This window comes from Terrabacter sp. P5_B1 (assembly GCF_056400505.1).
In genome coordinates, this window is sequence record NZ_JBFULD010000091.1 from 1 (window position 1) to 13,042 (window position 13,042).

13 protein-coding genes, 1 tRNA gene and 1 other RNA gene are annotated in these 13,042 nt (G+C 70.9%); 8 read left to right on the forward strand and 7 right to left on the reverse strand.

Annotated features, from left to right (window positions below; genetic code table 11):
* Positions 1 to 243: helicase HerA-like domain-containing protein (locus tag AC1DP0_RS08830; RefSeq protein WP_478083781.1), on the reverse strand; the 243-nt coding region annotated here is incomplete at its 3' end.
* 51 nt (positions 244 to 294) lie between these two features.
* Between AC1DP0_RS08830 and AC1DP0_RS08835 the strand changes: the two genes are divergently transcribed.
* Together AC1DP0_RS08835 and AC1DP0_RS08840 are read left to right on the forward strand one after the other, a co-directional pair.
* Positions 295 to 591 (forward strand): type II toxin-antitoxin system VapB family antitoxin, encoded by a 297-nt coding sequence (locus AC1DP0_RS08835; RefSeq protein ID WP_020145941.1) that lies wholly within the window; start codon positions 295 to 297, stop codon positions 589 to 591.
* A gap of 45 nt (positions 592 to 636) precedes the next feature.
* Complete coding sequence (locus AC1DP0_RS08840) at positions 637 to 1,173, forward strand: LytR C-terminal domain-containing protein (RefSeq protein ID WP_478083783.1); 537 nt, start codon at positions 637 to 639, stop codon at positions 1,171 to 1,173.
* A gap of 65 nt (positions 1,174 to 1,238) precedes the next feature.
* Here the strand turns inward: AC1DP0_RS08840 and AC1DP0_RS08845 are convergent, their stop codons facing one another.
* The 3 genes from AC1DP0_RS08845 to AC1DP0_RS08855 all read right to left on the reverse strand — a co-directional run bounded on the left by AC1DP0_RS08845 (position 1,239) and on the right by AC1DP0_RS08855 (position 4,101).
* A complete protein-coding gene (locus AC1DP0_RS08845; protein WP_478083785.1) occupies positions 1,239 to 2,303 on the reverse strand; it encodes an ABC transporter substrate-binding protein in 1,065 nt (354 codons plus the stop codon).
* A 65-nt stretch (positions 2,304 to 2,368) separates the two neighbouring features.
* Entirely contained in the window at positions 2,369 to 3,295 is a 927-nt protein-coding gene (locus AC1DP0_RS08850; protein WP_478083787.1) for an ABC transporter permease, read from the reverse strand.
* Positions 3,292 to 4,101, reverse strand: a complete 810-nt coding sequence (locus AC1DP0_RS08855; protein WP_478083789.1) for an ABC transporter ATP-binding protein — start codon at positions 4,099 to 4,101, stop codon at positions 3,292 to 3,294. The genes AC1DP0_RS08850 and AC1DP0_RS08855 overlap by 4 nt, the downstream gene beginning before the upstream one ends.
* Positions 4,102 to 4,307: 206 nt before the next feature.
* Here AC1DP0_RS08855 and AC1DP0_RS08860 point away from each other — a divergent pair, with 206 nt between their 5' ends.
* Positions 4,308 to 5,915: an ATP-binding protein gene (locus AC1DP0_RS08860; RefSeq protein WP_478083791.1), complete on the forward strand. Its 1,608-nt coding sequence runs from the start codon at positions 4,308 to 4,310 to the stop codon at positions 5,913 to 5,915.
* On the forward strand, positions 5,912 to 6,598 hold the full coding sequence (locus AC1DP0_RS08865) for a response regulator (protein ID WP_478083793.1): 687 nt from the start codon (positions 5,912 to 5,914) through the stop codon (positions 6,596 to 6,598). Before AC1DP0_RS08860 ends, AC1DP0_RS08865 begins: the two co-directional genes overlap by 4 nt.
* Before the next feature lie 64 nt (positions 6,599 to 6,662).
* Here the strand turns inward: AC1DP0_RS08865 and argF are convergent, their stop codons facing one another.
* Together argF and AC1DP0_RS08875 are read right to left on the reverse strand one after the other, a co-directional pair.
* Positions 6,663 to 7,670, reverse strand: coding sequence for an ornithine carbamoyltransferase (argF, locus tag AC1DP0_RS08870; RefSeq protein WP_478083797.1), 1,008 nt, complete (start codon positions 7,668 to 7,670; stop codon positions 6,663 to 6,665).
* Positions 7,671 to 7,714: 44 nt separating this feature from the next.
* Entirely contained in the window at positions 7,715 to 8,650 is a 936-nt protein-coding gene (locus AC1DP0_RS08875) for an MBL fold metallo-hydrolase (RefSeq protein ID WP_478083799.1), read from the reverse strand.
* A gap of 79 nt (positions 8,651 to 8,729) precedes the next feature.
* Between AC1DP0_RS08875 and AC1DP0_RS08880 the strand changes: the two genes are divergently transcribed.
* The 3 genes from AC1DP0_RS08880 (at position 8,730) to ffs (ending at position 10,389) form a co-directional block, all read left to right on the forward strand.
* Positions 8,730 to 8,817 (forward strand) — tRNA-Ser (locus tag AC1DP0_RS08880).
* A gap of 122 nt (positions 8,818 to 8,939) precedes the next feature.
* Positions 8,940 to 10,268, forward strand: coding sequence for an MFS transporter (locus tag AC1DP0_RS08885; RefSeq protein ID WP_478083801.1), 1,329 nt, complete (start codon positions 8,940 to 8,942; stop codon positions 10,266 to 10,268).
* Between the two features lie 24 nt (positions 10,269 to 10,292).
* An RNA gene (gene ffs / locus AC1DP0_RS08890) (signal recognition particle sRNA small type) lies at positions 10,293 to 10,389 on the forward strand.
* A gap of 22 nt (positions 10,390 to 10,411) precedes the next feature.
* Here ffs and AC1DP0_RS08895 read toward each other — a convergent pair.
* Positions 10,412 to 11,485, reverse strand: coding sequence for a LacI family DNA-binding transcriptional regulator (locus tag AC1DP0_RS08895; RefSeq protein ID WP_478083803.1), 1,074 nt, complete (start codon positions 11,483 to 11,485; stop codon positions 10,412 to 10,414).
* Positions 11,486 to 11,643: 158 nt separating this feature from the next.
* Here AC1DP0_RS08895 and AC1DP0_RS08900 point away from each other — a divergent pair, with 158 nt between their 5' ends.
* Positions 11,644 to 12,864, forward strand: a complete 1,221-nt coding sequence (locus tag AC1DP0_RS08900) for an MFS transporter (RefSeq protein ID WP_478083805.1) — start codon at positions 11,644 to 11,646, stop codon at positions 12,862 to 12,864.
* Positions 12,865 to 13,042: the final 178 nt, after the last annotated feature.

Below are 13,042 nucleotides of genomic sequence, written 5' to 3' on the forward strand. Positions count from 1 at the left end.
CAGCTGCTCGGCCATGAGCTGCAGCGTCTTCGTCTTGCCGGTGCCCGTGGCGCCTGCGACGAGGCCGTGCCGGTTGAGCACGCTCAGCGGGATCTGCACCGGGGCGTCGGCGTGGGCCTGCCCGTCGACCACGGCGGCACCCAGCTTGAGCACGGCACCGTCGAACGCGTAGCCGGCGCGGATCTCGTCGATCTGGGTGGTGCCGCCCGTGCCGGGCGCTCCTGAGGTTGCAGTCTCGGTCACGCCTCGCACTCTAGCCGTCGGCCGTTCACCTTCGATGTCTATGCTGTCCCGGTGATTTTCAAGGCCGTCGGCGACTCCCGCCCGTACCCCGACCATGGACTAGAGACGACCAAGGACTGGTCGAACGTCCCACCCCGGGTGGTGCAGCTCGGCGAGCTCATCACGACCAAGAGCACGCTCGACCTGCGCGGCCTTCTCGCGGACGACTCGACGTTCTACGGCGACCTCTTTCCCCACTGCGTCGAGTGGGAGGGCGAGCTCTACCTCGAGGACGGGTTGCACCGCGCTCTTCGCGCCGCGCTGCAGCAGAGACCTGTCCTTCACGCCCGAGTCCTCGTACTCTCCTGACACAGAGCCGCCCGATCACGGGGGCAGACGAACGAAGGAGCGTGGATGTCGGAGGTCGTTGACCAGGACGACCGCAGGTACCGGGTGCGACGTCAACGCCAATCGGCGATCGTCATCGCGGTCGTCCTGCTCGGTCTGGGCGGTGCGTTCTACTACGCGTCGACGTACTTCCGCGACACGGCCCCCAAGCCCACGCCGTGCACGACGGCGGCCCCCGTCGTGCCCCTCCAGCCGGCCGACGTCAGCCTCAACGTCTACAACTCGACCTCGCGCCGGGGGTTGGCCGCCGCGGTCGCCAAGACCGCGACGCAGCGCGGCTTCAAGGTCAAGACGGTCGGCAACGACCCGGTGAAGGCGACGATCACACAGGCCGCCCAGATCCGCTTCGGGTCCGAGGGAGCCTCGTCGGCGCAGCTGGTCAAGAGCCACGTGCCACAGGCCGTGCTCGTCGACGACAAGCGGGAGGGCGACACCATCGACCTCGTGGTGGGCCAGGGATGGAAGAGCTTCGGCAAGGTGCCGGTCCTTCCGGCCCCCACCCAGACGCTGCGCCAGTGCCCGTCGGTGACGCCGGCGAACTGACCCACACGTGAGGATGCCGTCCGGCGCGGACCGCGCCGGACGGCATACCCCCACGGGGTGTCGGGTCAGCCGACGGCGGTGGCGGCCTTGACGAACTCGTTCGTGTAGGTCTTGGCCAGGTCGATGCTCTTGCCCTGGACCTTCGGGTTGAACTCGCCGAGGACCGCGAGACACGTCTTCGGGCCGTCCTCCGGCATGAGGCCCGTCGGGTTGAAGATGCCCTTCTCGCTGTTGAGGGCCTTGACGTACGCGTCCTTGCCGACACCCTTGTAGTACGCCGCCGGCATCTTGTCGGCGATGGCCGCCCCGTCGTGCTGCTGGATCCAGGCGAGGGTCGAGACGTACGCGTTGACGAGCTTCTGCACCGTCGCCTTGTTGCTGTTGACCCAGTCGGTCGGCATGTAGAGCGAGGTCGCAGGGTAGGTGCCGCCGAGTGCGGCCTTGGAGCCCTCGGCGGTGCGCATGTCGAGCAGGATGAAGGCCGTGCCATCTGAAACTGCTTGCGAGACAGTGGGTTCCGTGGTCATCCCGCAGTCGATCGCCTTCTGCTTCATCGCGGCGATGAAGGTCTGACCGGCGCCGACGCCGCGACGGGTCTCCTGCGAGGGGTCGACGCCGTTCTTCTTGCTGAGGTACTGGGTCAGGAAGTCGGTCGAGGAGCCCGTGTCGGTGATGCCGAGCGAGCGGCCCTTGAAGTCGGCCGGGCTCTTGACCGCGCCCTTGAGGTCGGTGCGGCACAGCTCGACCTCGCCGGGGATCTGGAGCATCGACACGACGGCTTCGGACGACTTGCCCTGCGCCTGCAGCGCGATGTTGTGGTCGTAGAACCCGCCGACGCCCTGCACCTGCCCGGCGAGCATGTTCTGCGTCGCGTCGCCGCCCGCGGGCTCGTCGACGAGGTTGACGTTGATCCCGGCCTTGGCGTAGTAGCCGAGCTGCTTGGCGAGCATGAAGGGCAGGTAGATCTGCTTGCTCATGCCGCCGACCATGATCGTCACCGTCGGGGCGCTCGCGTCGACGGTGGCGGCCCCGGCGCTGGTCGTGGAGCCCGACGCGTTGTTGGCGCAGGCGGCCATCGTGGTGGCGGCGAGGAAGGCGGCGCCTGCTGCGCCGATGCGCTTGGTGTTCATGGGAACTCTCCTTTGAGTCTGTTGCGTGATGGGGGCGTGGCTGAGGTGCTGGTGGGGTGCGCGGGCTACTCGACGGCCGCACCTCCATGGGTCTGCGGGGGACGCCAGCGCAGCAGGCGCCGCTCGAGGAGGGTGATGAGTGCCTCCGCCGTCAGGGCGATGACGGCGACGAGGACCATGCCGGCGAGCACCCCGTTCATGTCGAAGTTGTTCTGCGACGAGCGGATGAGCAGGCCCAGGCCCTGGTTGGCGCCCAGGATCTCGCCGACGAGGGCGCCGATGAGGGCGAAGCCGAAGCTGATGTGCAGGCTGGCGAGGATCCACGTGAAGGCCGAGGGGAGCACGACGTCGCGCGTCACCTGCCAGCGGGACGCACCGAGCAGGCGGGCGTTGGCGATGAGGTTGCGGTCGACCTCACGGGCGCCCTGGAAGGCGTTGAAGAACACGCCGAAGAAGACGAGGACGACGGCGAGGATGACCTTCGACTGGATGCCGAAGCCGAAGGCCACGGTGAAGATCGAGCCGAGGATGATGCGCGGGATCGAGTTGGCCGCCTTGAGGAACGGGGCGAAGAGCTCGGAGAGCACCCGGACCCGGCCGAGGGCGATGCCGCAGACGACGCCGAGGATCGAGCCGATGATGAAGCCGAGCACGGCCTCCTCGAGCGTGACGAGGATCTGGTCGGCCAACGACCCCTGGCTCGTGCCGACGGTGAACCAGTCGACGAGGTCGGCCCACACCCCCGTGGGCTCGCCCCAGAAGAACGGGTCGACGATCTTGGCGTTGACGCAGAGCTGCCAGCTGACGAGCAGGACGACGACGATGCCGAGCCGCATGCCGGCCAGCACGACGCGGCGGCGGTTCGCGCGGGCACGCGTGGAGGTCCCGGTCGCCGGCCGCTCGGGCGACGCCGGCCGCTCCCGCCGCTTTGGCGGGAACTGTGCGGCCGGAGCGGTGAGGGATCCGTCGCTCTGGGTGGGGGTGTCGATCATGACGCCACCTCCGCCACTCGCGTCGTGCGGGCATACGCCTCGGCGACCTCGGCGCGCAGCGCCTCCCAGATCTGCTCGTAGAGGCGGGTGAAGCGCGGGTCGAAGCGGATCTCCTGGACGACCCGCGGTCGCGGCAGGTCGATCTCGAACTCCGCCTTGACCGTGCCGGGGCCGGCGGTGATGACGACGACCTTGTCGGCGAGGGCGATGGCCTCCTCGAGGTCGTGTGTCACGAAGACGACGGCCGGCTTGGTCTGGTCCCACAGGTGCAGCAGCTCGGTCGACATGATGGACCGGGTCTGCACGTCGAGCGCGCTGAAGGGCTCGTCCATGAGCAGGATGCGCGGCTGGTTGATGAGGGACTGTGCGAGGGCGACCCGCTTGCGCATCCCGCCCGACAGCTGGTGGGGGTAGCGGTCCTCGAAGCCGCTGAGGCCGACGCGACGCAGCCAGTCGCGGGCCAGCTTGGCGGCCTCGGTGCGGCTCTGGCCGCGGTAGACCGGGCCGGCCGCGACGTTGTCGAGGACCGACCGCCACGGGAAGACGGCATCCTGCTGGAAGACGAACCCGGTGCCCGTGTCGATGCCCTGGACCGGCTCGCCGTGGACGAAGGCCTTCCCACGGGAGGGTCGCTCCAGCCCCGAGATGAGGGTGAGTGTCGTGGACTTGCCGCAGCCGGTCGGCCCGACAACGGCGCAGAACTGTCCGTCCTCGACCGTCAGCGACAGGTCCTGGATCGCGGTGTAGGTCCCGCCGTCCGCCGTGGCGAACTTCTTGGTGACGTTGCGTAGCTCGATGGCCGCCATTGGCCCCGCCCTTTCTCCTCGTTGAGTTGCGTCACCGTAGGAGCGGGCCGCGTCCGGCCGGAATGCTTGTGATCGTTAGGGCCGATAGCCGCGATAGAGATGGTTTTGTGCAATCTGCTCAGCCATGCTTGGTGGCGACGCCGACGTCGGCGTCATCCGATCACGCGCCCCGACAGGGCGTGGGCGGGCAGGAGCGGAGGAGGCGTATGCCGCGACTGGGCAGGACGCTGGCCGCCCGGATCCTCCTGGCCGTGCTCGGGATCGTCGTGGTGACGCTCGCCGTCGGCTTCGCGCTCTTCGCGCGGCTGACGTCTCAGACCGCCGATGCGCACGCCATCGAGCAGGCCAGCGGGATCGCGGTGACCCTCGGCCGGGTGCCGCAGGTGGCCCGGGAGGTCGTGGACGGCGACCCGTCCCACGTGCTGCCGGCCCTCGGGTCGCAGGTGCGGGCCTCGACGGGCGCCTCCTACGTCGTCGTCATCGACCGCACGGGGCTGCGCTACTCACATCCCAACCCGGCCCTCGTCGGACAGCGCATCGAGGAGCCCGTGGTGGCCCTCGACGGGCAGGTGCACACGGGCATCGACGAGGGGAGCCTCGGTCGCTCCGCCAACGCCCGGGCTCCCATCGTCGACGCGTCGGGGCGCAGCGTGGGCGAGGTGTCCGTCGGCATCCTCGAGTCCGAGGTCGGGGTCCGGATGACGGCAGAGGTGCTCGACATCGCCCTCTATGCGGCGGTCGCCCTCGCCCTCGGCGTGGCGGCCTCGCTCCTGCTCGCCCGGGCCATCAAGCGGGTGACGTTCGGCGTCGAGCCGGCCGAGATCGTCGCGCTGGTGCAGGAGCGCGAGGCGATGCTGCACGGCATACGGGAAGGGGTGCTGGCCGTCGACGCCAAGGGCGCCATCAACGTGCTCAACGACGAGGCGCGGCGGCTGCTCGGCATCGAGTCGGTCGGCCTCGGCCAGCGGGTCGAGGACGTCGTCCCCGACGGCCGGCTGCGCAGGGTCATCACCGGTGAGGTCGGCGGCGTCGACGTCGTCGCGGTCACAGACGAGCACCTGCTCGTGCTGAACCGGATGCCGGTGCTCGTCGGCGGGCGCAACGCAGGCTGGGTCGTGACGATCCGCGACCGCACCGAGCTCGAGGCGCTGATGCGCCAGCTCGACTCGATGGAGGGGCTCTCCACGGCGCTGCGCGCGCAGGAGCACGAGTTCTCCAACCGCCTGCACGTGCTGTCGGTCCTGCTCGAGCTCGGCGAGGTCGACGAGGCCACCCGCTACAGCCGCGAGCTCCAGGCGGAGACGGCCCTCGTCAGCGAGGAGATCCGGGCCCGCGTCGGATCACCCGTCGTGGCGGCCCTGCTGCTCGCCAAGACGACCATCGCCGCGGAGCGGGACGTGGTCGTGCGCCTGGACCCGGCGAGCCGGCTCGAGGCGGGACGCGACGAGCACCTCCCCCTCGTGTCGGTGCTCGGCAACCTCATCGACAACGCCGTCGACGCGGTGGCCGACGACCCCCGGACCTCGGGCACGCATCCCCGAGGCGAGGTGGTCGTCCGCCTCACCTGCTCCGACGACGCCCTCGTGCTGACCGTGACCGACACCGGCCCGGGAATCCCGGACGAACGGCTGGCCGACGTCTTCCTCGACGGCTACTCGACGAAGCAGCCCCGAGGTGCCATGCGTCGAGGGGTGGGGCTCGCCCTCGTGCACCGGCTGGTCACAAGAGCCGGTGGCACGATCGAGGCGAGCTCACCCGCCGGCGCGCGCTTCGAGGTCCACCTGCCGCTACGGGTCCGTCAAGGAGTGTCATGATCCGCGTCCTCGTCGTCGACGACGACTACCACGTCGCGCGCGCCCACGCGCTCAGCGTCGCCCGGGTGCCGGGCTTCTCGGTCGTCGGGGAGGCGCACACCGGCGCCGAGGCTCGCGAGCTGGTCGCGGCGACCGAGCCCGACCTGCTCCTGCTCGACATGTACCTGCCGGACTTCAACGGGCTCGACCTCGTGCGGCAGATCGCCGCCTCCGGTGCGCAGGTGCCCGACTTCCTGCTCGTCACCGCGGCCCGCGACATCGACTCGGTGCGCACCGCGATGCAGCTGGGGGCCTTCTACTACCTGGTCAAACCCTTCAGCTTCGCCGCGCTGCGCGAGCAGCTCGAGGGCTACCGAGCGTGGGCCGAGCGCATCGACCGGGCGCCCGAGGCCGACCAGCACGTCGTCGACGTGCTCTACGGCCTCCGGGGCGCCCCGCCCCGGCGCGCCACGGCGACCCATGCCCTGCAGCCGACGATGGCGCGCGTCCTCGAGATCGTCACGGCGGCGCAGGCGCCTGTGGGGGCGGCCGAGGTCGCGGAGATCCTCGGTGCGAGCCGCCCGACGGCGCAGCGCTACCTGGCCGGGCTCGTCAAGAAGCAGCTGATCGACCTCGACCTCGCCTACGGCTCGACGGGGCGCCCCGAGCACCGCTACGTGCCCCGCCGCGCTGACCGCGGCTGACCCGCGGCACTGGGGTGAGGGTTGCCGTCGAACGCGTAGGTGAGGCCAGGCGCCAGTGCTGGGGTCAGAGCTGGACCATCGTGGCGACCATGAGCGCCTTGATGGTGTGCATCCGGTTCTCCGCCTGGTCGAAGACGACCGACGCGTCGGACTCGAAGACGTCGTCGGTGACCTCGAGCTCCTTGAGCCCGAACTGCTCGTGGACGTCCATGCCGACCGCCGTCTCGAGGTCGTGGTAGGCCGGGAGGCAGTGCATGAACTTGACCTGTGGATTGCCCGTCAGCGCAAGGAGATCCGTGTTGACCTGGTATGGCGTGAGCAGCTCGATGCGCTCGGCCCACACCTCCTTGGGCTCGCCCATCGACACCCACACGTCGGTGTGCACGAAGTCGACACCGCGGACGCCCTCGGCCACGTCCTCGGTGAGCGTGACACGCGCGCCGGTCTCGGCGGCATACCTCCTCGCGATGGCGACGACGGAGTCGGCGGGCCACAGGGAGCGGGGGGCGACGATGCGCACGTCCATGCCGAGGATGGCTCCGGTGACGAGCAGCGAGTTGCCCATGTTGAAGCGGGCGTCGCCGACGTAGGCGTAGGCGATCTGCTCGTCCGGCTTGCCGGCGTGCTCCCGCATCGTCAGCGCGTCGCAGAGCGACTGCGTCGGGTGCCAGTCGTCGGTGAGGCCGTTCCACACGGGGACGCCGGCGAAGGCGCCGAGCGTCTCGATGACGTCGTGGCCCGAGCCGCGGTACTCGATGCCGTCGTAGAAGCGGCCGAGCACGCGCGCGGTGTCCTTCGCCGACTCCTTGTGGCCCATCTGCGAGCCGATCGGGTCGAGGTAGGTCGTGCTCGCGCCCTGGTCGGCCGCAGCCACCTCGAAGGCGCAGCGGGTGCGGGTCGAGGTCTTCGCGAAGAGCAGGGCGATGTTCTTGCCGGCCAGGCGTCGCTCCTCGCGGCCCTCCCGCTTGGCGGCCTTGAGCTCGGCGGCGAGGTCGAGCAGCGCCCGGAACTCGTCGGGCGTCAGGTCGATCTCCTTGAGCAGGTTGCGGCGGTGGAGTGCGGCGAGCGACATGCCAGTGATGGTTTCAGGCGTCGTCGTCGTGGGGCAATCCGGTCTCAGGCCCTCGGGCGCCGGCGGAGCCGCCCGAGGTGCCAGCGGAGCCGTTCGAGCAGGGCGCGGGCCTCGAGCGGCACGAGCACGCGGGGTCCCTCGCCGACGCAGAAGACGACGTCGTCGAAGCGGTGGATGCCGGGGCGGTGGGCCACCGTCCTGAAGGCGTCGCGGACCGCGCGCAGCTGATCGACCGTCATGAAAGGCGACGGCTCGTCGGGCTGGTAGYGCGCGCCGAGCGGGTAGTCGCGCCCGGGGGTGCGCGTCATCTCGACGTGGCAGCCGAGCACGTGCTCGACGCCGCGCTCCTCGGCGAAGGTGACGAGCCGGTCGAGGGTGGCGAGGAGGGCGGTGGGGTCGTCCACGTAGATGCGACCGGGATAGACCGTGTCGCCCGTGTGGAGCAGCCCAGTCATCGGGTCATGGACCGCGATCGAGGCCGCCTGGTGGCCCGGGATGCCGAAGACCTCGACGAGGCGGCCGCCGAGGTCGAGTGTCACGACCTCGGCAGGCCAGCCGGTGATCCGGAAGAAGGCTCGCACGGCGTCGACGTCGTGACCGACGACCGTCGTGTGTGGACGGTCGGCGAAGGCCGCGTCACCCGCGACGTGGTCGCCGTGTCCGTGGGTGTGCGCGACGACGAGGTCGTATGCGTCGGGCGAGCTGCGCGTGGACCGCCAGTCGGCGACGAGCCGGTCGACCGCCTCGCGCAGCACGGTGCCGTCGACAGCGCCCGTGTCGAGCAGCAGGGCGCGGCGCTCGCCGAGGAGCAGCAGGATGAACGGCGCCTCGAAGGTGACGTCCTTGCTCTGCCGGACGAGGACGGTGCCGGGGGCAAGGTGGTGGACCTGCAGGGGCGGATCGACGAGTCCGCGCGGCGAGGGAGAGCCGTGGATCCAGTGGACGTCGGTGTCGATCGGCACGAGGTCAGGACGCGGCATGCGGGCGAGTGTGCTCCGGTCAGCGTCGTCGCGCACACCGATTTCATGTGCGGGGTGCGCCTCGGGTAGCCTGCCCGACGGAGGATTCGCATAGTGGCCTAGTGCGCACGATTGGAAATCGTGTTGGGATAAAACCCTCGGGGGTTCAAATCCCCCATCCTCCGCCACAGGACAGATGGCCCCGCCGCGCCCAGCGCAGCGGGGCCATCTGCGTCTGCCCCTCCCGGATGATCCGAGGAGCCCCGGAAGGCGGGCGACGGATGTCGGTGCCGCACGGCAGACTGCCCCGGTGAGCTCCACCAGCCCTGCCCCGTCCCGTCCGCGGCTGTCCTCGTTCTGGCACGACCTGCCGCGCGAGGGCAAGCTGCTCATCTCGACCGTCGTCTTCCAGTCGATCGGAACGGGCCTCGTCCTGCCGTTCATGGTCGTCTACCTCCACGAGGTGCGCGGGATCCCGCTCGAGACGGTGGGTCTGCTGCTGGCGCTCCAGGCCGGCGTGGGCATCGTGCTCGTCACACCGGCCGGGGCGCTCATCGACCGGATCGGGCCGCGTCGGGTCTACGCGAGCAGCCTCGTCGCGCTGCTCGTCGCCGACGTCCTGCTGGCGCTCGCGACGACCGCAGGTCAGGCGGCGGTGGCGCTCGTGCTCATGGGCTACGGCTTCGGCATCGTGTGGCCGGCGTCGAGCGCGCTCATCGGCAACCTCATCCCGACCGAGCAGCGGCAGCGCTACTTCGGCATCAACTTCACCCTGCTCAACCTCGGCATCGGCATCGGCGGGATCGTCGGTGGCCGCTTCGTGGACGTGTCTCGACCGGGCACGTTCGTCACGATCTACCTGCTCGACGCGCTCAGCTACCTGCCGGCGCTCGTCATCCTGCTGGTCCCGCTGCGGCACGCCCGCGACCGCGTGGAGCGGCCCGTCGAGGCGGGCTCCGGGAAGGTCTCCTACCTGACGCTGCTGCGCGACCCCCGGCTGCGGGCGCTGCTGCTCCTCGTCGCGGTCGCGGCCCTCGTCAGCTACCCGCAGCTCAACGCCGGGATGCCGGCCTACGCGCGGGCCGAGGGGCAGATCTCGACCGAGGGCCTGGGCTACGCATTCGCCGCCAACACCGTCGTCATCGTCGTGCTCCAGCTCTTCGTGCTGCAGCGCATCGAGGGAAAGCGCCGCACCCGCGTCACCGTCGTCATGGCCCTCACGTGGATGGTGGCGTGGTCCCTGCTCGGGGCGACGTCACTCGTGCCCGGCACCGTGACGGCGACGGTCCTGCTGGCCGCGTGCGCCGGGGTCTTCGGTCTCGGCGAGACGATGCTMCAGCCGACGAGCGCCGCGATGGTCAACGACCTCGCGCCCGACCACCTGCGCGGCCGCTACAACGCACTCAGCTCGCTGATGTTCTCGGTGGCCTTCGTCGTCGGACCGGTCGTCTCGAGCGTCCTCGTCGGCCGCCACCTGGGGTTGGTCTACGTCGGTTTCCTCGTCGGCGGGTGCGCGGTGCTCGCTGTCATCGCCCTCGTCGTGGAGCGGCACCTGCCGCCGCACGTCAACGGGGTTCGCGAGGCGGAGCCGGTGGCCGTCGCACGGCCGGCCACGGCGGACAGGGCGATTTCCGGCTGACGTCGGCTGCGGCATACACTGGCCGTCGGCACCCCGCGTGGTGGTACCTCTCCGAACTCCCCCAGGGCAGGAATGCAGCAAGGGTAGGAGAGCTCTTCCAGGTACGCGGGGTGTCTTCTTTACCGTCTTGGCGTGGCGGTCGATCAGCGTGGGGGAGCGGTGGTCGTGCCGATCCGGAGCTCCACGAGCTGGGTGACGCTGCGGGGTCTCGTGCCGTCGAGCCGTCTGCGCACGAGCCTGCCGAGGATGCGCCCCTTCTCTCGGCCGTGCTGGTCCATCGTCGTGAGCCGGTGGGGGAGCCACGGCAGGTCGACGCCGTCGAAACCGGTGACGCTGAGGTCCTCCGGGACGCGCAGGCCGAGCTCCTCGGCGGCGTGGATGACGCCGGCGGCAATGACGTCGGACTGGGCGACGACGGCTGTCGGCCGCGTGCGCTCCGGTACCTCGAGCAGGGCGCGACCTGCGAGCGTCCCGCCCTCGAACGACGACCCGTCGCCGGTCYGGACGGCCCGGACGTCCGGCCCGAAGACGTCACGGAAGCCGAGCAGGCGACCGACGCTCGGCACGTGCRCCTCGCCGGGCTGCACCTCCTCGTCGGGGACGGGACCCGCCGTGCTCGTCGGGAGCATCGGCATGGCGACGTGGGCCACCCGGCGGTGCCCGAGCGAGTGGACGTGCTCGGCGATGGCGCGCCCGGCTGCGCGCTCGTCGATGCGCACCTGGGTGATCCGGCGGTCGCTCGGGACGCCGGTGCTGAACATCGGTATGCCGCGTGCGGCGAGGTGCTCGACCGCGGGGTTCTCGCCCGGGCCGCAGAGCGAGAAGACGACGGCATCGAGAGCCAGCGGGGCGAGCTGCGGCACCACGGACTCTCCGGCACCTCGGGGCTGCCCGATGAGCAGCATGCCGGTGGGCACCGCCTCGAGCACCTCGGCCAGGCCGTCGAGCACGGCGATGGCGAAGGGGTCACGGAACGCCAGGCGCAGACGGCCCTCGACGAGGACGCCGATCGCGCCCGACCGGCCCTGGCGCAGCGACGCCGCGAGCGGGTTGGGCCCGGTGAAGCCGAGCTCTGCGGCGGCCGCTCTGACGCGCTCGCCGGTGGCTCCGGCGACCGGACCCTTGCCGCTGAACACGAGCGAGGCCGTCGACACCGACACTCCGGCGCGCTCGGCGACATCGCGGAGCGTCGGACGGGCTTGACCTCGGGCATCCATGGGAGGCATGCTATCGAAACGTTTCGAGTCGAATCGATTCGAACCTTTCGAGAACCCTCCATCGATCGATGGTCCGACCGCCGTCGACGTGGCGCGCCGCACCGGCTGTGTGCAGGCGGCCCGCCCCGCCCGGCTGTCGTGCCTGAGAGGCTTGAGTCATGTCCGTCGTCAGCGCTCCGCCGGCCACCACCGTCCGCGCGGCCCGCACGGCCGTCTTTGCGGCCTTCGCCATCAACGGGGCAGCCTTCGCGGCGTTCGCCTCGCGGGTCCCGGACATCAAGCACGGGCTCGGGCTCTCGGCGGGGGCGCTCGGGCTGACGCTGCTGGCCGCCTCCCTCGGCTCCGTCATCGGGTTGCCGCTCTCGGGCTGGATCGTCCACCACCTCGGCGCGGCGCGAACCCTGATGGGCGCCGCGATCATCCAGAGCGTCGGCCTCGTCGGGGTGGGCATCGGCGTCGACGTCGTCGGCAACCGGGCGGTCGTGATGGGCGGCCTCGTGTTCGTCGGCATCGGCACGGGCGTCTTCGACGTGGCGATGAACCTCGAGGGCGCCGAGGTCGAGMGCTTCCTCGGCCGAGCGATCATGCCGCACTTCCATGCCGCGTTCAGCGGCGGCACGGTCGTCAGTGCGCTCATCGGCGCCGGGCTGTCGTTCCTGCACGTGCCGGTCGCCGCACACCTCCTCGGCGTCGTCGTGCTGCTCCTCCTCGTGACTCCGTGGTTCCTGCGGGCGTTCCTGCCCCGATCGGTGGAGACGGACGAGACCGGCGCCGAGGTGCGCTCCGAGGCCGGCATCGGTGCGGCCTGGCTCGAGCCGCGCACGCTGCTCATCGGCGTCGTCGTCCTCGCAGCCGCCTTCACCGAGGGCACGGCCAACGACTGGGTCGCGGTCGCGCTCTCGGACGGCTACGGCCTCGAGCGCTGGGTCGGCGTCGTGGGCTTCGCGGTCTTCCTGACCGCGATGACCGCCGGGCGCCTGCTCGGCACGCGCGTCCTCGACCGGCGCGGCCGCGTGCCGGTGCTCCGGGTCCTGTTCGTCTCCGCCGTCGTCGGCTGCGTGCTCGTCGTCTTCGGCGGCCCGGTGCTCGCCTTCGTCGGTGCGGCGATCTGGGGTGTCGGTGCGAGCCTCGGCTTCCCGGTGGGGATGAGCGCCGCGGCCGACGACCCGAGGCGCGCCGCGGCCCGGATGAGCGTCGTCTCGACGATCGGCTACACGGCGTTCCTCGCCGGCCCGCCGCTGCTCGGGTTCCTCGGCGACCACGTCGGCGTGCTCCACTCGCTGCTCGTCGTCGGGGCCATGGCGATCATCGCCCTCGTGGCCATCCCCGCCGTCCGCGAGCCCGAGCGCGCCACCGCCCCGGTGGCCCACCGAGCCTGACGATCGGTGGGCGACCGGGGTGGGGATCAGAAGTACTCGGTGATGAAGGGCTGACACGCAAAGACGGCGTCGAGGGCCGCGTCAGCTTCGGAGGTGCCGCCCGTCGCCAGCCCGGCCTGGCGCAGGCGCGACACGGACCATCCGCACCACAGCGCCGACAGCCCGCGGGCCTCGACCC

What these genes read in the sequence shown, in the direction of transcription:
- AC1DP0_RS08855 (WP_478083789.1), bottom strand. Translation starts at nt 4,101, where the DNA reads ATGGCGGCCATCGAGCTACGCAACGTCACCAAGAAGTTCGCCACGGCG.
- AC1DP0_RS08860 (WP_478083791.1), top strand. Translation starts at nt 4,308, where the DNA reads ATGCCGCGACTGGGCAGGACGCTGGCCGCCCGGATCCTCCTGGCCGTG.
- AC1DP0_RS08845 (WP_478083785.1), bottom strand. Translation starts at nt 2,303, where the DNA reads ATGAACACCAAGCGCATCGGCGCAGCAGGCGCCGCCTTCCTCGCCGCC.
- AC1DP0_RS08850 (WP_478083787.1), bottom strand. Translation starts at nt 3,295, where the DNA reads ATGATCGACACCCCCACCCAGAGCGACGGATCCCTCACCGCTCCGGCC.
- argF (WP_478083797.1), bottom strand. Translation starts at nt 7,670, where the DNA reads ATGTCGCTCGCCGCACTCCACCGCCGCAACCTGCTCAAGGAGATCGAC.
- AC1DP0_RS08865 (WP_478083793.1), top strand. Translation starts at nt 5,912, where the DNA reads ATGATCCGCGTCCTCGTCGTCGACGACGACTACCACGTCGCGCGCGCC.
- AC1DP0_RS08840 (WP_478083783.1), top strand. Translation starts at nt 637, where the DNA reads ATGTCGGAGGTCGTTGACCAGGACGACCGCAGGTACCGGGTGCGACGT.